The sequence below is a fragment of the Alteribacillus bidgolensis genome, assembly GCF_002886255.1.
Lineage (GTDB): Bacteria > Bacillota > Bacilli > Bacillales > Marinococcaceae > Alteribacillus > Alteribacillus bidgolensis.
This window is the reverse complement of sequence record NZ_KZ614149.1, coordinates 1,849,904-1,871,673: the sequence shown is the minus strand read 5'-3', so window position 1 is coordinate 1,871,673 and position 21,770 is coordinate 1,849,904. Positions and strand designations below refer to the sequence as shown.

Sequence of the window (21,770 nt, the reverse complement as noted above, 5' to 3'; positions counted from 1 at the left end):
GGAGGGTGAACCTGAAATAAAGGTTTACCCTGTTCCTTTGTATTTTCAAGGGGGATATTAACATGGAATGGATTGAAAGGGAGCAAGCAGCAAAAGACCGTTTAGTAATTAACAAAAAATCATCCTCAGTGAAAAAAGAACGCCGAGGAAAAGCAGTCATCTTAGGAACAGCTTTGTTAATTATTTTAGCGACAATTGCAATAACGTTGTTTTTAGTAAGTAAAGGATTGCAATCCTTTGTAGTAAATGGTGTAAGTCCTATTGAGTTTATAAGCAGTACGGAGTGGAGTCCTAGCAATGAAAAGTTTGGCGCCCTGCCTTTTATTTTTGGTTCGTTTGCAGTAACAGTTCTATCGGCTTTGATTGCTGCACCGCTTGGGATTGGTGCAGCCATCTTTATGACAGAAATTGCTCCTTCCTGGGGTCAGAGAATCCTGCAGCCAGTAGTGGAGCTACTTGTTGGAATTCCATCCGTGGTTTATGGGTTCATCGGGCTGACAGTGGTTGTTCCTTTTATTAGAGAAAATGTAGGAGGACAAGGATTTGGCCTGCTTGCCGGCACGGTTGTCCTTTCCATTATGATTTTGCCTACAATCACCAGTATCTCAACGGATGCGATGCGTTCCCTGCCTGGTGGGTTAAGAGAATCTTCTTATGCAGTAGGGGCTACGCGTTGGCAGACGATCTATCGTGTACTTGTTCCAGCAGCATCACCAGTTCTTTTGACAGCAGTTGTGCTTGGAATGGCAAGAGCATTTGGTGAGGCACTGGCCGTTCAAATGGTAATAGGAAACTCGAGAGATATTGCTTCTTCTTTAGTAGAATCAACAGGAACACTAACTACAATCATAACACTAAATATTGGACACACTACCTTTGGCAGCTTGGATAATAATGTATTATGGTCTCTTGGCTTGATATTACTCATCATGTCTTATGTGTTTATTATCATCATTCGCTATTTGTCGAGCAGGAGGAAAATATAATGAATGCAAAAATGACAGATAAACTAGCAACCGCAGTATTTGTTTCAATGGCAGCTATCATAGTGACGGTGTTAGCTGGACTACTCGGATATATTGTATTTCATGGGTTTCCAAAACTCACATTTGACTTTTTGACCTCTCCTCCAAGTTCCTTTCAAGCAGGTGGCGGAGTAGGACCGCAGTTATTTAATTCATTTTATATCTTATTTCTTACAATGCTCTTTACTGTGCCACTTGGGCTTGGCGGCGGAATTTATATGGCGGAGTATGCTAAGCCAGGAAGGGTAACAGAATTTATAAGAAGCTGTATTGAAGTGCTGGCTTCTCTTCCTTCTATCGTAATTGGTATGTTTGGTTTACTTGCGTTTGTAAATCTTACAGGTTGGGGATATACAATTATAGGCGGGGCTTTTGCTCTAACTGTCTTTAATCTGCCTGTGATGGTACGTGTTTGTGAAGATGCGATTCGGTCTGTGCCAAAAGAACAAAAAGAAGCAAGTCTTGCTTTAGGGATTACCCACATTGAAACGATTCGAACAGTTCTTTTGCCAGCCTCCTTTCCAGCTATATTGACCGGAGCTATTTTGGCATCTGGCCGAGTGTTTGGAGAAGCAGCTGCACTTTTATATACAGCAGGACTTACGACTCCAAGATTGGATTGGGGCACCTGGAATCCATTTTCAGAGAGCTCGCCTTTAAACATTTTTAGGCCGGCCGAAACCTTAGCAGTTCACATTTGGAAAGTAAACACGCAGGGGCTGATTCCTGATATTAGAGAAGTGGCGGATGGGGCTTCTGCCGTTCTTGTCCTGTCTGTATTGCTTTTTAATCTAATTGCACGTATAGCAGGCTCTTATATTTATAAGAAAATGACAGCTCAAAAATAGTTTTCAGGAGGTCTTTAAATGACAACCGTTCTACAAGAAAAGGGGATAGAGAAAAAAGCAGCGGTTCAAGCGCCAGTAACTGAAAAAACAGGACAGCAGCCGGTAACTAAACCGACTATACTCGATATTCATGATTTAAACATTTACTATGCAGACAATCACGCTGTTCAGCACGTTAGTTTTGAGATTCCAGAGCAGTCTGTAACCGCGCTTATCGGTCCATCCGGCTGTGGTAAGTCGACGTTTTTAAGAAGTGTAAACCGCATGAATGACCTTATTCCGATCAGCAGAACCAAAGGGGAAATGTATTACGAGGGAGTTAATCTGGTTGCCGATAATATTGATGTAACCGCTCTTCGTAATGAAATTGGCATGGTTTTTCAAAAACCGAACCCATTTCCAAAGTCTATCTATGAAAACATTACTCATGCTTTAAAATTACATGGCATTAAGAAAAAAAGCCTTCTAAATCAAAAAGTTGAAGAAAGTCTAAAGAAAGCAGCATTATGGGATGAAGTAAAAGACCGGCTCCATACGTCTGCTTTGTCATTATCCGGCGGCCAGCAGCAGCGTCTTTGTATCGCAAGAACGCTAGCTATGGATCCAAATGTTCTTTTACTGGACGAGCCGGCTTCGGCTCTTGATCCTATTTCTACTGCAAAAATAGAAGAATTAATCAATGAACTAAAAGAAAACCATACCATTGTAATCGTAACTCATAATATGCAGCAAGCCGCACGAGTTTCTGATAAAACAGCGTTTTTTCTTAACGGCCGTTTGGTTGAATATGACCATACTGATGAATTATTTACGAATCCTGCTAAAAAAGAAACGGAAGATTATATTTCTGGCCGTTTCGGTTAAAGGAAGGTGTATAGTGATGAGTCAAACAACTGCAGTACCAGCAGCCTATTCAGTAAAAGATTTAAACCTTTGGTATGGAGAACACCACGCCTTATCTAACATTCATATGGATATTCTAGAAAAAGAGGTCACTGCTATTATAGGACCTTCTGGCTGCGGAAAATCAACTTTTATTAAAACCTTGAATCTAATGATAAATATGGTGCCGTCGGTAAAAATGACAGGAGAAATAAGTTATGAACAAGAAAATCTTATAAAAGATAAACCGGATTTAATCGAACTTCGAAAAAAGGTAGGTATGGTTTTCCAAAAGCCTAACCCTTTTCCAAAAACGATATTCGAAAATGTAGCATATGGCCCGAGAATTCATGGTATTCGGAAAAAATCAAAACTAAATGAAATCGTAGAACGCAGCTTAAAAGATGCGTTTTTGTGGGACGAAGTAAAAGACAGACTAGATATGAATGCGATGGGACTTTCTGGTGGACAGCAACAACGATTATGTATAGCGAGAACTCTTGCAACAGAACCAAAAGTTGTGTTAATGGATGAACCAACTTCTGCCCTTGATCCCATTTCTACAGTGAAAGTAGAGGAATTAATTGAAAAATTAAAAGAAAAATATACGATCGTAATTGTTACTCATAATATGCAGCAAGCCGCACGAATTTCTGATAAAACAGCGTTTTTCTTAATGGGAGAATTAATTGAAATGGATAATACAGATATGATTTTTTCGCAGCCGAATGATCATCGTACCGAAGAATATATTACCGGACGCTTTGGGTAGTTTATTAGATTTAAGGAAGGGCTGATTCTCAATGTCTTTTACGCGTGGTTCATTCGACAAAGAGTTAGTAAACTTAAAAGTGACTCTAGAACAAATGGGTCAAGATACGATTTCTTATTTTGAAGAAGTTTTGACTGCCTTTTTTGAACAGGATGCTGAAACGGCAAGAGCACTTATGCAAAAAGATGAAGCTATTAATAAACAGGAAGATATTATTCAAGAAAGAGCTATAATGTTGATCGCACGTCAGCAGCCTGTTGCCTCAGATTTAAGAAAAATCATATGTGCTTTGAAAATTGCAAATGATATTGAGCGGATAGCTGATTTTGCAGTCAACGTATGTAAATCAACGATTAGACTGGAAAAAGGAGGTAACTTAGATTTTAAAACGATAAACAAAATGGCTGAGCTTTCTTTGAAGATGTTTGCTGAAACATTGAATGCGTACATGGAAGAAGACGCGGCAAAAGCTAAAGTTTCAGCTGAGACGGATGATGAAATAGATAAACTTCACAGTACAACACTTGAAAAATTAATGAGAGAAACCAGTCAATTTCCTAATTCTATTAATCAATTAATTCAAATAGCTTATGTAAGTCGCTACATGGAAAGGGTAGCAGATCATGTCACGAATATCGCCGAACAAGTAATCTATCTTGTTAAAGGTGAACGTTTTACATTGAATAATTAAGTCCAGGAGCTTTTGTTGTCTGACTTCTCAGATAATAAAAGCTTTTTTAGGTAAAAAATTCATAACATGTTGAATAGAATAACGAAAATTTTAACAATTATTGTTTGAAATATCAAATAATAATTTAAAAAGAAAACATTGTATTTAAACACTTTAGTACATAAGTAACCAAAATTAATAGAAATAACCTTTATGGGGCTTTTATGATTGAAAAGAACCTAGTATAATAGGTATAAAAAACTATGAATAAAGTCTCTGTACATAAAAATCGGCGTATATAAATGAATATTTTCTTAAAACAGCCGATATTAAGAAAAACATAACTAGTTTAAAAGGCTGCAATTTGAAGTGGTCCGGGAGGGTTTGGGAGTTGAGTCAATCACAATATTTAGAAGTGTTTATTGATGAGAGCCAAGAGCATTTACAAGCAATAAATGATAATCTTCTTCAGCTCGAGAAAGAACCTGGAGATCTTTCCATTGTAGGAGAGATCTTTCGTTCAGCCCATACGTTAAAGGGAATGGGAGCAACGATGGGGTATGAAGATCTTGCACACCTTACCCACAATATGGAAAACGTGCTTGATCTTATTCGCAATGACCAGTTAGAAGTGACTTCACACGTCATGGATGTTGTCTTTGAAGCTGTGGACGATCTTGAAGAAATAATCGTAGACATTTCCAATGGCGGGGATGGAAAACAGGATGTCAATGAGGTAGTAAAACACCTTGAGACACTTCAGGGTCTAGAGCCAGCACCATCGGAGGAGCAAGCAGCTAAGGCAGAAGCAGTTCAGCCCGCAAACACAATAAATGAGAATTACGACGAATATGAATGGACTGTGCTGGCCCAATCCCAAGAACAAGGATATCAGGCATATCAAATTCAAATATCATTAGATGAAAAGACGATGTTAAAAGCTGCTAGAGTGTACATGGTGTTTGAAGTCCTTGAACAGATTGGAGATGTTATTAAATCGACTCCTTCAGCTGATGAACTCGAAGAAGAAAAATTTGATTTTACGTTTGTGGTCACACTGCTTACTACAACGGAAGCTGACGAAATAAAACAACGTATATTAAAAGTATCGGAAATCAGTTCCGTCTATATTGAAATAGTCAACATCGATCAATACAAAGAAAATACTACGAAAGAGAAGAATCAGGGAAAAGAAAAAGCAAAATCACCGGCTAAAAAACAAGAAAAGCCAAAGAAAAAAGAATCTTCCCCTGGAAAAAAAGGAACAGAGCTGAATAAAACCATCCGAGTAAATATCGATCGTCTTGATGTATTGATGAACTTATTTGAAGAACTCGTTATTGACCGGGGGCGCTTGGAACAAATATCAAGCGAGTTAAATAATACGGAACTAAATGAAACCGTAGAACGCATGTCACGCATATCCGGAGATCTTCAAGAAATTATCTTAAATATGAGAATGATGCCGGTAGATCAAGTATTTAATCGTTTTCCGAGAATGGTTCGAAGTTTATCTAAAGAACTTGGCAAAAAGGTGAATCTCGAAATTATCGGAGCAGAAACAGAGTTAGATCGAACGATTATTGATGAAATAGGAGATCCCCTCGTTCACTTGATTCGCAACTCTATTGACCATGGAATCGAACATCCTGACGTTCGAAAATCATCTGGCAAACCTGAAGAAGGAACTGTTGAGCTAAGAGCATATCACAGTGGAAACCATGTATTCATTGAAATAAAGGACGATGGAGCTGGGATTAATAAAGAAAAAGTGATCAACAAGGCGCTTGAAAACGGAGTGGTTACCGAAGAAGACCTGGAAAAGATGACTGATCAGCAAATGTATGGTCTGCTGTTTGCTTCTGGGTTTAGTACAGCCGAAGAGGTGACTGATGTTTCCGGCAGAGGCGTCGGGCTTGATGTAGTCCGGAGTACGTTTGAATCCTTAGGCGGTGTAGTCACTGTTGATTCTGAACTCGGAAAAGGCTCCTTATTTTCTATTCAGCTGCCGCTGACACTATCTATTATTGATGTAATGTTAGTAGAAGTAGCGGAAGAAAAATATGCTGTTCCTCTAACAGCGATTGTCGAAACAGCTATTGTCAATAAAGAAGAAGTATACAGTGCTCATAACCAAAAAGTAATAGATTTTCGTGGTAAAGTAGTGCCTCTAGTATTCCTTCATGAAATATTTCAAGTGCCTGCAGAAGAAACAGATAATGAATTTTATTCACTTGTTATTATAAATAAAGGAGAAAAAGTGGCAGGACTTGTCGTAGACTCTCTTATTGGACAGCACGATATTGTCTTAAAATCACTCGGCAATTATTTAAGCAATGTCTTTGCCATATCTGGAGCAACCATTCTAGGTGACGGACAAGTTGCCTTAATCGTAGATACAAATGCGTTAATTAAATAAGAAGGCGAGGTAGATAGTGTGGCAGGGAGTTCTAACGATGAAAAGGATTTAAAGGTGATTATTTTCCAGTTGAAAGATGAAGAATATGCAATCGAAGTTGATTTTATACAGTCCATAGAAAGAATGCAGCCGGTAACACGCATTCCCGGGGTTGAAGCGTATATTAATGGAGTTATGAACCTGCGCGTTGTCATTACTCCTGTCATCGATTTACGAAAAAGGTTTGGAATCGAGAGCAAGGAATTTGATGAAGCAACTCGTATATTAGTTTTAAACAAAGAAGGAAATGAACTGAGTTTTATCGTTGATGGAGCAAATGATGTAATGGATATTCCCGCTTCCAAAATTGAACCTACACCTGAAGTGGTAGGAGGCGCAGCAGAAGAATATCTGCGGGGAGTTGTAAAATTGGAAAATAGACTTTTTACCTTACTCCACTTAGATAAAATTTTACAAAAACAAGTAGATAAAGCAGACGCATAAAAACGCAGCCCGCAAAAAACAACGATGAGGTGATTATATGGCTTCCGTGTTAATAGTAGATGATGCATCGTTTATGAGAATGATGATAAAAGATATTTTAGAAAAAAATGATTTTGACATTGCAGGTGAAGCAGCAAATGGACAAGAAGCGGTTGAATTATATAATGAATTGCAGCCGGACCTTGTAACAATGGATATTACCATGCCGGAAAAAGACGGCATTGAAGCGTTAAAAGAAATAAAATCGAGCAGCCCGGGAGCCAATATTATCATGTGTTCTGCTATGGGACAGCAGGCTATGGTAATTGATGCTATTCAAGCCGGCGCGAAGGACTTTATCGTAAAACCTTTCCAAGCTGATCGAGTAATGGATGCTATTAATAAAGTCTTAAGATAACGAGAGGAGAAAAATATGCCTTCATCAACACAAATGGAAACAAACCATGTTAATGCAATCACAAAAGCGGCTTATGCCATTGTGCAGGAACATTAGGGGATTGAAGCTTCTTTTACCAAACCGCTTAAAGCAGGGAAACAATTCCAATCCTCCGATATTTCCGTTGTTATGGGGGTAAATGGAACACTTGAAGGACAGATCATCTGCTCGATGAAAGAGAATACTGCTTTATCTATTGTTGGGACAATGATGGGGGTTAATGATGGGGGTTATGGAAATTTCAAAAATGGCTGACATGGGCTGGAGTGCTATTCAGGAATTTGGTAACTGGATCGCAGGAAAAGCAGCATCCGAACTCACTAATACATCAGCTGTGATTGATATTTCTCCACCTGTTGTAAATGAAGGTGTTTCCACTTTTCGAATGGAACAATCATTTATCACGCTTCCACTCCAAAGTGCCATTGGAAATTTTTACATACATGTTTCGATGAGAGAAACCAATTAACATTGAAAGAGCGGCCAAAAGTGATAGGGCCGCTCTCTTTTTATATGGAAGTATAAATTTGCTAAAGGATCAAAGTATATTGCTATTTGGACTTGGCGGCGAGCCATGTTTTTCTACAGCATCATGACAATGCTGAAACTTTTTTTTCTACTTATAAGTAACTTTTCTCCATACTTTTTCCATCGGTCCCTGATAATAGTTATTGAGCCAGAACCAGCTTAATAATGTCTGAACTGCAAAAATAATGATGGTGATCAGCATTCCGTTTGCAGCGTCAATTCTCCCATATAATTGAAGACCGAATCCGTAAAAGATAAAAATACAAATTACGGACTGGAAAAGGTAGTTTGTAAGAGCCATTTGGCCAACCATAGCAATAGGTTTCAAAAGCTTCTCGAAAGAAGGTTTTCGGAAAAGTAAAACAGCACTTGAAATATAAAAAAGCATTAATAAAGGACCGGCTATAATATTTAAACCTTCTGCTAAACCGCTGGAAAGCCACGGAGCTAATAAAAAGATCCCGTTTTTTAAACATACGTACAAAATGGATAGAAGACCACCGCTGATCAGTGTGATAAGTAGAAGGTTTTTCCAAAAAGAGAAGTAATTGTCTGCATGACGGATGTAATCTCGTTTACCAATATATAAACCTAGTAAAAACAAACCGAGTATGTTTGGAACGCTTAATACGAGATTAGATAAAACTAAAGGTACTTCATTAGAAACTCTAAATGAAAGGATACTTAAATAAGAACCGCTGCTATACGTAGAAAGCGCTGTATTTACTGCGTTTTGAGCGTTTTGCTCAAAAGAAGTGCCTTCTTGATAAGCAACAAACAGGTTGCTTATGGTCATCAGTCCTCCTAACAGAAAAGCAGAACCAATAAGTAATGCAATGCTCCATATAAGAATTGTTTTAGGTTTACGGTGAATAAATAACAATAGTAAAAAACCAGTAATGGCATATGTATGCAAGATATCTCCTGACCAAATAAATACAAGGTGTATAACTCCAAGGGCTAATAAAAAAAATAAACGTCTGAAGTAAATTTTGCGTGCGTCCAGTCCTTTTTCACGCAGCCGTTCATAAAATAAATAAAATCCAAGCCCAAATAAAAAAGAAAACATAGGATAAAATTTCCCGACAATAAACATATCGATGCTAAACACTGACCATTGATTCAATGGTTCAGGCGGAAAAGATGCCAGCTCACCAGGCAGACTCTGCAATTGAAACACAGGCGATTTAAAAAAAGCCATATTGGCAAACAGGATACCTAAAAGCGCCATTCCGCGGATAAAATCAAGCGTGCGAATACGTTCGCTTCCAGTGGTGGAAGAAACTTTCATTCTATGAACCACTCCCTTCTTTTATATTATATATTTATATATGTAAGTCGATTACCTTTTGTTGCGAAAACAAGTCAATCATAGCAAAAAGACTATAATTTGTCTCGCTTTGTTGTAAATAACAGGAAAATAAGGAGTAACTATTCATGTCTTAAGTTATAAGAGGAATAGAACATGATTTTTACAGAACGGACACTCGTTCCGTTACAGCTTACAAAACGATCCAGCAGATAACGGAAACGAAGTCCATAAGTGCATTTATCATAGTTCCTCTATGGGTTTTCCTCTATTTCACTTGTTTTACTTTCTTATCTTTATCCAACAGCTGCTCGGAGGGTATGGAAGAAGGAGCACTTTCACGAGACCAATTTTGCACCGCATAAATCAAAATATCAAGTTTTTTCTCTATTCGGTGCAATAAATAAAAAGCAATAATGGCTGTAATACCATATTCTCCTGCAGCAGTGAGCCAAATATCCATGTTTATTCTCCTCTCAGCTAAATGGGAAGGAGACTGGCTTCGTTTGGAAATGCCAGCCTCCTTTATTACCCGCTAATTATCCTTCATAAACGGTGTCTACTGTACGTTCTACAATCCTTGCATCTCTCTTTTCTACTAAGTCACCTCCAGAAGAATGAAAGATATTTGTACTAATAACAGTATCCATCGCTGCCTCTACTGTCTGTTCATCAAGTGATTCTTCAGGATGATCGAGGCCGACAGTGACGTTTCTTCCATCTTCATTTGAAAAACGAAGTTCTAAACGCTTACTCATGAGTAATTCACCTGCCTTTCATGGGTTAATAATATAGATTAAAAAGTAGAGATGTCGTATTCATTTACACGCTTTACGGAAACGATCGGGAGCTCTTGAAGTCCGCCAAGGTTGATTGCAGCCGTTTGGAGATCTTCATCAGTGGCATCCGTTTTCACATTGTGGAAGCTTTTGTACTTAATAATGCTGTTTCCGTTATCATCTGCTCCGCCGTTTAGTTCAAGTGTCAGGCGGCTGTTTACGATTTCTGCCATCGTCCGCTCACCTCCTTTCACTTTGTAAATGGATAAGAACAGCAAAAAAGGGGGAATTGTTCAAATATTTTCTTTCTCTTCTGCAATTGAATCAATTTCATAAGTGCTACTTTGATTATCTATCGATTGTAGCGGAAGGCGACGATTCCAGCGGGATAAGCTTGAGCTGAAGACCCAGGCAGCTTGCTGCCGAGGAGGCTGAAGCCAAGCCCGCGGCAAAGAAGACACTGCGAGAACGAACAAAGTGAGTTGGAGTAGATGTCACACTTGTGCCCTGAGGGTGAAAGCGTCCGCCTGAAGCGAAAATCGAACGATAACGAGGGAGTTTTATATAATATTCGTTTATAATAATATAGAGATGAATTTTGAAATTCATTCAACTGTTTAAAATAGGAAGGAATGAAAATACGGCTTCCTTCATAAAGACTTGGCGGCAAGCTGAGTTTTTCTGGTTTTGACAAAAGAAAGAGAGGAAGTGTCTCAGTGCTTGAAAGATCTAGATGTAAGGGAAGGAGCACTGAATCAAGGTGCACAGAGCTGAAAAGATAAAGAGCATACTTGATAAGGCGCTTTTTCAATAAATCGTTACAAGTTACTTATCCACTTGTCCCACTAAGCATTTATACTATAAATACACAAAGCTTCTTATAGTGAACAGCTTGAACAGGCGGGCATATTCGTGAGAAACTAATTATATCAATGGTGGTTAACCAGGAGGGTTAGAAGATGTCCAAAAAACGCAAACGCTTTATTATGCGTTCATCGATATTAAGTGTTATAGCCATTTTGCTTGGATATGTGTTTTATACCAATTTCATTACGGGAGAAGAGCCAGCAGTAAAAGAGGGAGATACAGCTCCTAATTTTATTCTGACCACAATGGAAGGAGAAGAAGTTGAACTAGAAGATCTGCGCGGTCAAGGGGTCTTTTTGAACTTCTGGGGTACATATTGTCCGCCTTGTGTTGACGAGATGCCTTATATGGATAATCATTACCAGGATTTTAAAGATAGAGGGGTAGAAATTCTAGCGGTTAACGTTGGAGAATCTGATCTTGCCATTGAACGGTTTGTAGATCGTCTAGATTTAACCTTTCCGGTATTGAAAGATAAAAATAAAAGTGTAATGGACCGCTATGGTGTTGGTCCGCTTCCATCTACGTATTTAGTCGATGAAAATGGAGAAGTTAAGCGCATTTTAACTGGAGCGATGACAGAAGAAGATATTAAAGGTTATATGGAAGAAATTGAACCTTCCTAAGCAAAACACTATTGCCGCCTGCATGTAATACAAAAGGGCGGTTTTTTTCTGGGAGGAACGTGTAACTTTTTGTCGAATAGAACTAGTGAAATTGTTAGATCCTTGCAATAGGATAAAAAGGTGACTGTAACAGCCATCTACTAAGATGGAACTAGGTTTAAACAATAGAATAGAAAGGGAGTGACTGCTCATCAACGCAATAAGAAAAATGGCAATTTGTACTTTTATCGTTATGATCATACATAGTATAAACACAGAAAGTTTAGTATTAGCAGAAGATGAAGACGCAGCAGCTGCTCTTTCTTTGCATAGCGAAACTGCTGTGTTAATGGACGCCAATACGGGCCAACTGCTATATGATAAAGCAGGAGACGAAAAGATGTATCCTGCTTCTATTACAAAAATTGCAACGGGGATTATGGCTATTGAAAAAGGATCTTTAGAGGACACAGTAACCGTCAGCAAAGAAGCAGTGGATGTGGAAGGAACTTCTGTTTATCTGCTTGAAGGTGAAGAAATGGAACTAAAGCAGCTCATTCAAGGGATGCTTATTAATTCCGGGAATGACGCCGGTGCAGCTGTTGCAGAACATATTTCTGGGTCGCAAGAAGCCTTTTCAAAAGAAATGACAGGTTATTTGGAGAAAAAAACCGGTATTGAAAATACTTCCTTTACAAATCCCCATGGACTGCATGGAACCGATCATTATTCTACTGCAGAAGACATGGCTAAAATTACTAGATATGCCATGAAAAATGACGTTTTTCGTGACATTGTTGGAACGAAAGAAATGCAATGGAAAGGAGAGGGCTGGGAAACAGAACTTCGCAACCACCATCAGCTGCTATGGGACTATGAAGGAGCAAATGGTGTGAAAAATGGGTATGTCTCACAAGCAGGATTCACTCTTGTGACTTCCGCAAACAGAGAAGGCAGAGAGCTGATTGCCGTTGTTATGAAAGCGGGGAATAGCGCCCAGGCTTATCAAGATACAACAGCACTTCTTAATTTAGGATTTGACAAATTTGAAGAAAAACACTTAGAAAAAGGGACGCGCTATCAAGCACCAGATGGTACTTTCTACATCGTTCCTGATTCTAGGCCATACTCTGTTCGAAATGAGGCTGAACTTGATTTTCAAATGAATAATAACGGTCAGTTAACAATAGAAGATGAAGCAGGCCGAACTATCTTTGCAACGTATTTACCACAAGAAAAAGGCAAAGGATCTTTAGAAAAGAAAAGTAATACCAAGTCAATTGCTTTAGAAGAAGAAAGAAGTGATCAAGGCGGCAGAGAAATGGATCAGAGTTATTGGAAATCGTGGCCGGATTCGAGCTACTTTATGGCAGATATCATGAATTATCAACTGAAACACATATTTAATTTTAGTAATTTACAGGTGAAGGACTCATCATAATGAGAAACTGAAGATAGTATGTCAAGGTGTTCATAGGGCCGTTGGAAAAGTCGGGAGCTGATCAATTGGAAGAGGACAAAAAACTGCCGAATGACATTACACTTACAAGTGTTTGGAAAAGCTTTAGTTTATTTGTGATCATTGCAATGATTATTATAATTGTATTTCATGGTGAGGGACGTCTTACTTATATAAAGCATTTGTGGCTGTCAGATGCTGTTCATATTGACATTGTGGTTGGGGGATTTATCGGTGTTGGATTTACTGGGCTGATCGTATTGCTTTATTATCTCACCAACTTGTCTCTGCCAAAAAATGAATATACAAGGCTCATTAGAAAAATGCTTTATAAAAAGTTCGGAATCTTTACAATTGCTTTTGGAGCAGGCTTTTCAGAAGAGATATTGTTTCGGGGAGCCATACTTGGCTTGTTGATCATGTACATCGGAGCAGCTCCTGCTCTTTTGATCGTTTCCTTTATATTTATGGCCTTGCACATTCCTCAGTACAAAGGGAACATTTTTATCCATGTTATTGTGTTTGGGATGGGAATGATTCTCGGAGGATTATTTATATGGACGGAAGCATTATGGGCGCCGGTTGCCGCTCATGTAACTTATAACGGTCTGATGGCGAGGCTTATGAAAAAACAGGATCAAGCCCAAACTGTCACCTAAAAATAAGACATTGTGGAAATATGACAGGGGTCAAATTAAATAACAGAAGCTCATAATGAAATTTATCTGCTCTATTTCCATAGAAACATGGTGAACTTGAAAAGAGATCCATTATTATATATATGCTTTTTCAAAGACGACATCTCCGTTTTTGCAGCAAAACGGAGATATTCTACGTTTAAGTCATAACAGCAGGAGTACACGTAAAATAGAGGAAAACTACTTACAGCTTAGGGCAGCACATGCCTTACCCCGTAAATATATCATCAGCAGGATAACGAATCGCACTTCTTTTTGGCTTTGCAATAGTAAAAGCAAGTGTAAGCGGACCAACACGACCGATAAACATCATCAAAATAATGATCTGTTTACCTATATCTGTTAATTCTGGTGTAAGCCCCATAGAAAGTCCTACTGTACCAAAAGCCGAGACTGCTTCAAACAATACAATAAGAAAAGGGACTTTCTCTGTTAGAAGCAGAACAAACAAACTCATAAAAACAAATAATAAGCTGATGACAATAATGGATAACGCACGAAGAATGGTATGCTGGCGGATAGCTCTTTTAAATACGACAGGTTCCTCTTGTCCTTTCAAAAAAGCAATGCACGCGAGCACCATTACTAAAAAGGTCGTTAATTTAATACCGCTTCCTGTAGAACCACTGCCAGCCCCTATGAACATTAAAAGAATCATTATCATGATCGTATCCTGGCGGAGTTCCCCGATTTCAAGGGAATTAAATCCAGCAGTTCGTGGAGTAACCGCTTGAAAGTAAGAAGCCCACATTTTTTCATTTAAAGGAAGATTTCCTATAGATGCCGGGTTATTAAATTCAAGAAAGAAAAAGCAAAGCATGACAATAAAATTTACAGCAAAAGTTCCTGTGATCATCAATTTAGAATGCAATGATAAATTCTTAAATTTTCTTTTCCCAGCTAGATCTGCAATAACAGTAAACCCAATTCCGCCAATAATAAAGCAAAAACTGATAACGATGTTAATCAACGGGTGACCAACATATTGGGTGAGACTATCATCCCAAAGAGAAAATCCTGCATTATTAAAGGCAGACACCGCATGAAATAAGCTTGTGTATAAACCAAAAGCCCAGCCGTATTCAGGTACCCATTGAATCGCTAGAATAAGAGAGGCAATTCCTTCTATCAAAAGAGCAAAAATGGATAACGTACGGATAAGCCTGATTAATCCGCCAATAGACGTGGCATTAAGAGCTTCTTGCACGATAAGCCTTTGTTTTAAGCCAATTTTTTTACCAAATATAATAAAAATAAGGACGGCAAATGTCATCAAACCGAGACCGCCGATTTGGATCAGCACCATAATCACGACTTGTCCGAAAACCGTAAATGTTCCGCCTGTATCTACTACGACCAATCCAGTTACTGTGGTGGCAGAAGCAGCTGTAAATAGAGCATCTATCCATAATAAAGGCGCGGTCGTGGCGAAAGGTAGTTTTAAAAGCAATGTTCCAAGCAAAATAATAACAGCAAAGCTTAAGGAAAGAAATTGTGGTGGACTGATATGTACGACTTTTTGACTCAAATATTGGCGCATGTTGCATCCCTGCTTATTATTAAATTTCTTGCAGTAAAAATTAATCTACTCTTCTTTTTAAAATAAGTCAATATAAATATAAAAATTTGACTTACGCAAAATTTAAAATTCATCCTTCCTAATGTAATAAGGATGGGCATTCTTCTCTTTACTCTGGCAGATCGCCTGTGATTTTATTTTGAAGGGATGATCACTTGTAATAAATACAGTGGTTAGATTAGGCGCAGGGTGTGCGGAGTGTTAAAGAGGTGCTTGCAGTAGAGAAGTTCTAGTTTATGCAAACCACTTGAAGGATTACGTAATACCGTTTTTGCGGTGGGGAAATAGCGGAGCAGATACATTCCCATACCATTTTAAAAATAATAAAAAGGTGTAACGCCATAAATATAAAAAGATGGGTAGTGGCATAATTCAATAATCATTATTCGATAAATAAAGTTGATTTGTTGTTTAGTTTAATATGTCATCCTTTTTATCGATATATAACGTGCCATCTTTTTGTAATTCAGCATAAAAAACTTCTGAAACTGAGTGGATATCGTATGACTGTAATTGTTCTTCTAACCATTGTTTATCTATTTTTAACTTTTCAAGATTAGAGGAAACGATTTTTCCGTCAGAAATCACAGCTGTTTCAATGGGGTAAATATTTGTCTTAAATGGTTGGATGTTCATATCATTTTTGATTAAAGGCTTCTTTAATTCTTTTTTCATAACGGAGAGTTTTCCATCAGTTTCAAATATAGCATAATCGACATTCATAATAGAAAAAATATTTTTCTCTCTAAGCAGTGCTTTTAACGCGTCAATGTCTAAGCGTACTTTACGCATTTCATTTTCCATCACTTCTCCATTTTTTATTAATATTCTGGGTTGCCCTTCAATCACCACTCGTGCCTTTTTAGACCTAATATCAATAAGTCCTAAAATAATAGTAAAAACAGCCCAACTAATTAAAGCTATCATACCGTTACGTATACTTAAATTAGAATCAATTGCTAAAGATGCCCCGATCGTACCAATCGCGATAGCAGAAGCAAAATTAAAAAAAGTCATTTGTGATATTTCTTTTCTTCCCATTATTCGTGTGAGGGCTAATAAAGTTAAAAAAGCAATTACAAGTCTTAATATGAGGTCTGAAACTGGCATAATGACCCTCCTTTATATAACGCTTTACGTATTTAATTCTATATGTTAAGTTTCCATACTTTAATTTTTTTATGTTCGTCATTTGGTTGTATTTTTAAAAATTGCATGCAAGTATAGTTCAAAAATGCCAGTTGTAAAAGCAATCAAAGATTTAAACTTAAATGGCAAAATTAATGAGGGGAGCAAAAAGATATAAATTATACCAAGAAAAGTCGTAAATGGCAAGAAATATCATCCAGCAAAATTTTTCTCTTTTGTTCTTTAGGCCTGAAGGAAGTTACCCTGATCAGTGGTTTGGTCAGTGGAATATTAGGTCAATACAAAAGCTATTGCTTTTATAATCCAACGGAATCAGATGCATAATCAAACATTCTAGTGTTACAGTAATATTATCTATATTTTTAGTATCCCTTTAAGGAGACCGGACATCTTTGGAGATGTACAGTCCTTGATCACGGGGATTTTTTGATGTCATATATAATAAGTAAAATTAAAACTCATCAATTTCTAAGAAAGCTACGCACCATAACTTCTATATTTTTATTTTTAAAGCCAATAAGAGACTTTTTACCATTAGTGAACGGAAAATAACTATACTAAAGCGTTCCATTCGTTTTTCCACAGATCGGTGCGATTGATCAGGATATTTTCTCTTTAATATAACTGAAAAAATTCAATTATGTTTTTGAAGCCATTCTAATTTCTTAAATGGGGAATGCGGCTTTTGATCATCATAGTTAAAAAGGTTCTTACTGCTCAATAATAGAATGCACAGTTTTTTATACTCTTTTATTATTACTATGGTTCGGATGAAGGCGTAAACATGAACGTTTTACTATGATAACGTACACTCATTACTAATCCTATTGCTAACATTGTAGTAAGAAGAGAACTGCCGCCATAGCTTACTAAGGGCAGGGTGAAGCCTGTCACCGGCAGGAGACCGATGTTCATACCAACATTTTGAAACACTTGAAATGCTAGCATTCCTATTATTCCTGAGCACATATACATACCAAATAGATTATACGTTTTCAGCGCAGTCATAATAATAAAATATAGAAGGATAAAATAAAGGGTTATCACAAAGGCTCCACCAACAAAGCCGAAAATGTGCCCAATAATAGCAAATATGAAGTCAGTGTGTGCTTCTGGAACATATACGTTTGATTTCCTTCCAAACATGCCGCCGGTTCCAATGAGAGTTAGAGCTTGTGCCGTTTGATAACCGGCGTCGACAAATTCAAACGGGTTTAACCAACCATAAAACCGCTCGACTTGATAGCTTGATAAATTAGAGAAAAAATATTTCTCTACAAAATCTGGGAAGCGAAAAAAGGCAAAAATAAATGAAGTAATTCCTAGCGCAGGTACTCCAATTATTACTGCAATAATTTTATACGAAATTCCCGAAACAATGATAAGAGTTATAAAAATGGAAAGTGTCAATATCACCATACCCATATCTGGTTGATTCATAAGAAGTAATATGGGAGGGATCGTGGCTGCTGTCATTTTACCTATAAGTTTCAAATCATTAAACATGGTGTGATGAAACTGTTGATTATGGTTACTAATTAAATGGCTTAATGTAATAACTACAAATATTTTCATTAATTCAGAGGGTTGAAATGACCCAATAACCGGGAGTTCAAACCAACTTTTTGCTCCATTATTGAGAGGCGCAATTGAAGCAGGTGATACAGCCAAAAGCAGTAACAACGCGAGTCCAAACCCATATAAAATCCAAGCCAAACGAGTATTATAGTATTCAAAATCGAAATGGAGCACGATAAAAGCGACCAAAAACGCTATTACGTAAAACACTGCTTGTCTTAGAACAAAGTTTGCATCATATTGCCCCATATCCTGTGCGTAGTAGATGGATATACAACTAGCAATAGAAAATAAAAAAAGTACAAACAATAGATTTACATCATATTTATCGTGTTCTTGATTTACTGACATAATAATTCCACACATTCATTTAATCTTAGAGGATCAAACCCTAAAATAGAGGTTTTTTCATCCCTTTAGACAATATTGCCTAGCTTAATAACAATCCTTTCCCCATTCTAAAACAAAGCTCAGATTAAAGAAAAGAAATAAATTGTGGAGATTTATTGAAAGAAAACAAAAATAGTGATGATTAAAATTACGTTAGGTTGTCTGGAAAAATTTTTTGTGTTGGAACACAAATTTATTCTTATCCTATTGACAAAGGGTTACCTTTAAAATATTAATATTTCGTAAGTATTCTCATAATAGATACATAAAAAATTCTGTTTTTGGAACCGTTTCAAACTCAACCACTTTTATGAAGATAACTCACTTCAGAGGCATAATTTCCCATTTTTTAGCTTGTTGATAAGATGAACAAGTGGTGGATTCATCATCCTTTTCACATACATGTATCTCCATTAAGTCTGTTTTCTTATTCATACAGTTATTTTACAGTACTGTGGGGAAGGCTATTTCCTTAGTAAATGGGTGTCGATTTTTTCCATATGGTTTAAGGACTTAAGATGTAACAAGACATTTTGTTTGTAATGAAAAATTTTGTCGTGTACAAAAGTCACATACTTTTGTAGTATAAAGTCACCATTTTCTTGAAAGAGAGTTTAAGTATATGTCGCAGTTGAGTTTTTTGAGAACTGACTTATGAGACAGCTCCTTTACGTCGGAGATTATATTACCCCATAATTATAAAACCAATGACAATTAAATAGCTAACTACAGCTATCATAGAAGGGGAGATGTAAGTGAATGTGCTGCGTGTGTGATCCCTTTTGATAATCAGCATAACAATAGCGGTTAAGAAAAAACCGACGAAAGACATATACATCATCTCATTACTTGTGTCTTGCCAAATACTCCCCTTAAAGTAGAAAATATCTCCAATAGCAACGACAAGAATATTAAATAAATTACTACCCAAAATAGTTCCAATTTTACATTGGCTAGTTTTAATGCCATAAACACACCCATTGCGTCAGGAATAGATGTAGCCAGGGCAATGAATATACTTCCCACTGCTGACGCACTAATACCGGTATTTTGTGCAATGGCATCCCCTGATAAAGACAGCGTACTACCTGAAACGAAAATAACAAGTGCAAATAAGATAAAACCCCTTATTGCTTGATTAATGGCTATTTTCGTGTCAGTTACGTTACTAGTTTTTTTTGCGGTTGAATTACCGTTTTGTTTGCTTGAAATAAACCAAATCCCCAAAAAATATATCAAAGCTATTGTAATACTAGTTACACCAATACTTAAGATCGAAAAAGAAAGGTTTACTGCTAACCCTGCCGCAGTCACTGCACAAAGCAAGAGAGCAATATCCCAGTGTATATGTGATTATCAGAAACACGTAAGAATAGACGCTTATTTCGAAAGAATATATCTAATACAAGTAAAACAAAGATATTAAACAATATACTTCCTAAACCGCCTCCTACAGCGATGTCTGCGTTACCAATAATACTCGCAGAGATAGTGGTAGTTAATTCTGGCAAAGACGTGGCTACAGCTAAAAGAATAGTTCCAGCTAATAACCCGCCAATCTTTGTTTCTTTACTGATAATATCAGCATGCTTAGATAGACGAATAGCAGATATTGATGATACTATGGAAGCTGCAATAAACACAAGAATGGAAACTGTGGCGATTAGTTATTTACCCCTTTCTTCTAATTTAGTCATCTAGTCCTTCTTTGGCTGTTTAAGTTTTATTCGAAAATAATGTTGTATCATCCAGAATGATTCTTATATCTCTTTCCGAATAAGGATGTTTTAAAACTTGTTCATTGAAGGTGCATTCTACTTTAAACACAAACATATCCCCCAATAGATACATTGGAGGATAAAAAACTTTTTACAAGGGAGTAACAAAGGTTCTCCAATTAAAAAGATTAGTTCAATTTTGATTAATACATTCCACGTGAGGCAAAGGGCGATAATGGGTTGCACAATCATTTATCTGGAGAAGAACGTTTTTCGTTTTTTTGATTTCTACGTTTTACTTCTATTAATTTTATTTGGTGGCCGTCTACTTCTTTCGCTTTAAACTGATAGTTGTCGTATTCTATGGTTGTTCCTGATTTAGCTTCAACTTTTTGTGTGAGAAACCAACCTCCAATCGTATCAAGTTCTTCGTCGCTAATCTGTGTGTTAAGTATTTCGTTTGTTTCTGAAATGAGGAGCTTGCCATTTAGTAAAACAGTATCCTCATCTATTCGTTGAAACATGGGTTTTTCATCGATATCAAGCTCATCTTGAATTTCTCCAAAGATTTCCTCAATGATGTCTTCCACCGTAATCAAACCAGCAGTTCCACCATACTCGTCCACTACAATGGCTATATAGCTGTGTTCCTTTTGCATTTTTGTCAGTACTGCGTTCACTGGTGTATTCTCTGCTACGTGAATAATCGGTTTAATATAACTTTTAGGGTCTTTCTCTTTTTGATTAAGAAAGCCATGGAAAAATTCTTTCGTGTTAACAACCCCGATAATAAAATCTTTGTCACCGTCGGCTACGGGATATCGTGTATACTTTTCTGCTCGTATGATGTCAAGATTTTCTTCATACGTATTATCGTTATAAATGCACACAATTTCCGTCCTTGGGATCATGATTTCCTTTGCTACCCGTTCGTCAAATTCAAAAACATTATTTAAATAACTCATTTCAGAAGCGTTGATTTCACCGCTTTCATGACTGGTCGATAAGATGGAGCGCACTTCCTCTTCAGAGTACACCTCTCCGCTCTCTGTTGCAGGCGGCAGACCAAACATACCGACTAACACACGGGCTGAACCGTTTAAAAACCAAATGAATGGATACATCACTTTATAAAATATGACTAATAGAGGGGAAAGTAATAAACTGACGGCTTCTGTTTTTTGAATCGAGAATGCCTTTGGTGCCAGCTCCCCAACGACTACGTGCAAGAAAGTAATGATACCAAAGGCAATAATAAAGGAAATAGTGTGGACCATTGCGTCTGAAAGACCAATTGAGGATATGACTGGGTGGAGAAGATGAGCAACTGCCGGTTCACCAAGCCACCCGATGCCAAGTGCTGTAACTGTTATCCCTAACTGACAGGCTGCTAAATAGCCGTCTAAGTTACTGGTTACTTTATCGACGGCTTTTGCCCCTGGTTTTCCTTGTTCTACTAAAGTTTCAACCCTTGATTTTCTTATTTTGACGATGGCGAACTCCGATGCAACGAAGAACGCAGTCAATGCAATTAAAATAGCAACCATAATCAGGCTAAATATCTCCACAGCGCTCC

Annotated in this window: 22 protein-coding genes; 12 read left to right on the top strand and 10 right to left on the bottom strand. The window is 37.4% G+C overall.

Annotation, left to right across the window (positions count from 1 at the left end; translation table 11 throughout):
• The first annotated feature begins 62 nt into the window (after positions 1–62).
• From pstC to CEF16_RS09435, 9 genes are all read left to right on the top strand, one after another.
• On the top strand, positions 63–986 hold the full coding sequence (gene pstC, locus CEF16_RS09475; RefSeq protein ID WP_091586818.1) for a phosphate ABC transporter permease subunit PstC: 924 nt from the start codon (positions 63–65) through the stop codon (positions 984–986).
• A complete protein-coding gene (gene pstA / locus CEF16_RS09470; RefSeq protein WP_091586817.1) occupies positions 986–1,873 on the top strand; it encodes a phosphate ABC transporter permease PstA in 888 nt (295 codons plus the stop codon). Before pstC ends, pstA begins: the two co-directional genes overlap by 1 nt.
• Before the next feature lie 18 nt (positions 1,874–1,891).
• Positions 1,892–2,737: a phosphate ABC transporter ATP-binding protein PstB gene (pstB, locus tag CEF16_RS09465; RefSeq protein ID WP_091586816.1), complete on the top strand. Its 846-nt coding sequence runs from the start codon at positions 1,892–1,894 to the stop codon at positions 2,735–2,737.
• Between the two features lie 16 nt (positions 2,738–2,753).
• Positions 2,754–3,527 (top strand): phosphate ABC transporter ATP-binding protein PstB, encoded by a 774-nt coding sequence (gene pstB, locus CEF16_RS09460; RefSeq protein WP_091586815.1) that lies wholly within the window; start codon positions 2,754–2,756, stop codon positions 3,525–3,527.
• 31 nt (positions 3,528–3,558) lie between these two features.
• Positions 3,559–4,218: a phosphate signaling complex protein PhoU gene (phoU, locus tag CEF16_RS09455; RefSeq protein WP_091586814.1), complete on the top strand. Its 660-nt coding sequence runs from the start codon at positions 3,559–3,561 to the stop codon at positions 4,216–4,218.
• Positions 4,219–4,588: 370 nt separating this feature from the next.
• Positions 4,589–6,616 (top strand): chemotaxis protein CheA, encoded by a 2,028-nt coding sequence (locus CEF16_RS09450; protein ID WP_091586813.1) that lies wholly within the window; start codon positions 4,589–4,591, stop codon positions 6,614–6,616.
• An 18-nt stretch (positions 6,617–6,634) separates the two neighbouring features.
• A complete protein-coding gene (locus CEF16_RS09445; protein ID WP_091586812.1) occupies positions 6,635–7,099 on the top strand; it encodes a chemotaxis protein CheW in 465 nt (154 codons plus the stop codon).
• 37 nt (positions 7,100–7,136) lie between these two features.
• On the top strand, positions 7,137–7,496 hold the full coding sequence (locus CEF16_RS09440) for a response regulator (protein WP_091586811.1): 360 nt from the start codon (positions 7,137–7,139) through the stop codon (positions 7,494–7,496).
• Positions 7,497–7,767: 271 nt separating this feature from the next.
• On the top strand, positions 7,768–8,004 hold the full coding sequence (locus CEF16_RS09435; RefSeq protein ID WP_170031791.1) for a chemotaxis protein CheC: 237 nt from the start codon (positions 7,768–7,770) through the stop codon (positions 8,002–8,004).
• Between the two features lie 147 nt (positions 8,005–8,151).
• Here the strand turns inward: CEF16_RS09435 and CEF16_RS09430 are convergent, their stop codons facing one another.
• From CEF16_RS09430 to CEF16_RS09415, 4 genes are all read right to left on the bottom strand, one after another.
• On the bottom strand, positions 8,152–9,354 hold the full coding sequence (locus tag CEF16_RS09430; RefSeq protein ID WP_091586809.1) for a DUF418 domain-containing protein: 1,203 nt from the start codon (positions 9,352–9,354) through the stop codon (positions 8,152–8,154).
• Positions 9,355–9,640: 286 nt separating this feature from the next.
• Positions 9,641–9,835: a YvrJ family protein gene (locus CEF16_RS09425; RefSeq protein WP_091586808.1), complete on the bottom strand. Its 195-nt coding sequence runs from the start codon at positions 9,833–9,835 to the stop codon at positions 9,641–9,643.
• A gap of 76 nt (positions 9,836–9,911) precedes the next feature.
• Positions 9,912–10,130 carry a DUF2922 domain-containing protein gene (locus tag CEF16_RS09420; RefSeq protein ID WP_091586807.1) on the bottom strand — a complete coding sequence of 73 codons (219 nt, stop codon included), beginning with the start codon at positions 10,128–10,130 and terminating at the stop codon, positions 9,912–9,914.
• Positions 10,131–10,168: 38 nt separating this feature from the next.
• Positions 10,169–10,384, bottom strand: a complete 216-nt coding sequence (locus tag CEF16_RS09415) for a DUF1659 domain-containing protein (protein ID WP_091586806.1) — start codon at positions 10,382–10,384, stop codon at positions 10,169–10,171.
• 726 nt (positions 10,385–11,110) lie between these two features.
• Here CEF16_RS09415 and resA point away from each other — a divergent pair.
• From resA to CEF16_RS09400, 3 genes are all read left to right on the top strand, one after another.
• On the top strand, positions 11,111–11,644 hold the full coding sequence (gene resA / locus CEF16_RS09410; protein WP_091586805.1) for a thiol-disulfide oxidoreductase ResA: 534 nt from the start codon (positions 11,111–11,113) through the stop codon (positions 11,642–11,644).
• Between the two features lie 208 nt (positions 11,645–11,852).
• Positions 11,853–13,064: a D-alanyl-D-alanine carboxypeptidase family protein gene (locus CEF16_RS09405; protein ID WP_245917818.1), complete on the top strand. Its 1,212-nt coding sequence runs from the start codon at positions 11,853–11,855 to the stop codon at positions 13,062–13,064.
• A 41-nt stretch (positions 13,065–13,105) separates the two neighbouring features.
• Positions 13,106–13,741 carry a CPBP family intramembrane glutamic endopeptidase gene (locus tag CEF16_RS09400; RefSeq protein ID WP_091586804.1) on the top strand — a complete coding sequence of 212 codons (636 nt, stop codon included), beginning with the start codon at positions 13,106–13,108 and terminating at the stop codon, positions 13,739–13,741.
• A gap of 247 nt (positions 13,742–13,988) precedes the next feature.
• Here the strand turns inward: CEF16_RS09400 and CEF16_RS09395 are convergent, their stop codons facing one another.
• From CEF16_RS09395 to CEF16_RS09370, 6 genes are all read right to left on the bottom strand, one after another.
• Positions 13,989–15,320 carry a TrkH family potassium uptake protein gene (locus tag CEF16_RS09395; protein WP_091586803.1) on the bottom strand — a complete coding sequence of 444 codons (1,332 nt, stop codon included), beginning with the start codon at positions 15,318–15,320 and terminating at the stop codon, positions 13,989–13,991.
• 450 nt (positions 15,321–15,770) lie between these two features.
• The gene (locus CEF16_RS09390; protein WP_091586802.1) at positions 15,771–16,469 is read right to left on the bottom strand and encodes a YetF domain-containing protein; all 699 of its coding nucleotides are present in this window, start codon (positions 16,467–16,469) and stop codon (positions 15,771–15,773) included.
• Between the two features lie 798 nt (positions 16,470–17,267).
• On the bottom strand, positions 17,268–18,437 hold the full coding sequence (locus tag CEF16_RS09385) for an FtsW/RodA/SpoVE family cell cycle protein (RefSeq protein ID WP_091586801.1): 1,170 nt from the start codon (positions 18,435–18,437) through the stop codon (positions 17,268–17,270).
• An 876-nt stretch (positions 18,438–19,313) separates the two neighbouring features.
• Positions 19,314–19,802 (bottom strand): hypothetical protein, encoded by a 489-nt coding sequence (locus CEF16_RS09380; RefSeq protein WP_091586800.1) that lies wholly within the window; start codon positions 19,800–19,802, stop codon positions 19,314–19,316.
• Positions 19,787–20,119: a hypothetical protein gene (locus CEF16_RS25290; protein WP_170031788.1), complete on the bottom strand. Its 333-nt coding sequence runs from the start codon at positions 20,117–20,119 to the stop codon at positions 19,787–19,789. The genes CEF16_RS09380 and CEF16_RS25290 overlap by 16 nt, the downstream gene beginning before the upstream one ends.
• A 323-nt stretch (positions 20,120–20,442) precedes the next feature.
• The gene (locus CEF16_RS09370) at positions 20,443–21,762 is read right to left on the bottom strand and encodes a hemolysin family protein (RefSeq protein WP_091586798.1); all 1,320 of its coding nucleotides are present in this window, start codon (positions 21,760–21,762) and stop codon (positions 20,443–20,445) included.
• Positions 21,763–21,770 lie beyond the last annotated feature (8 nt).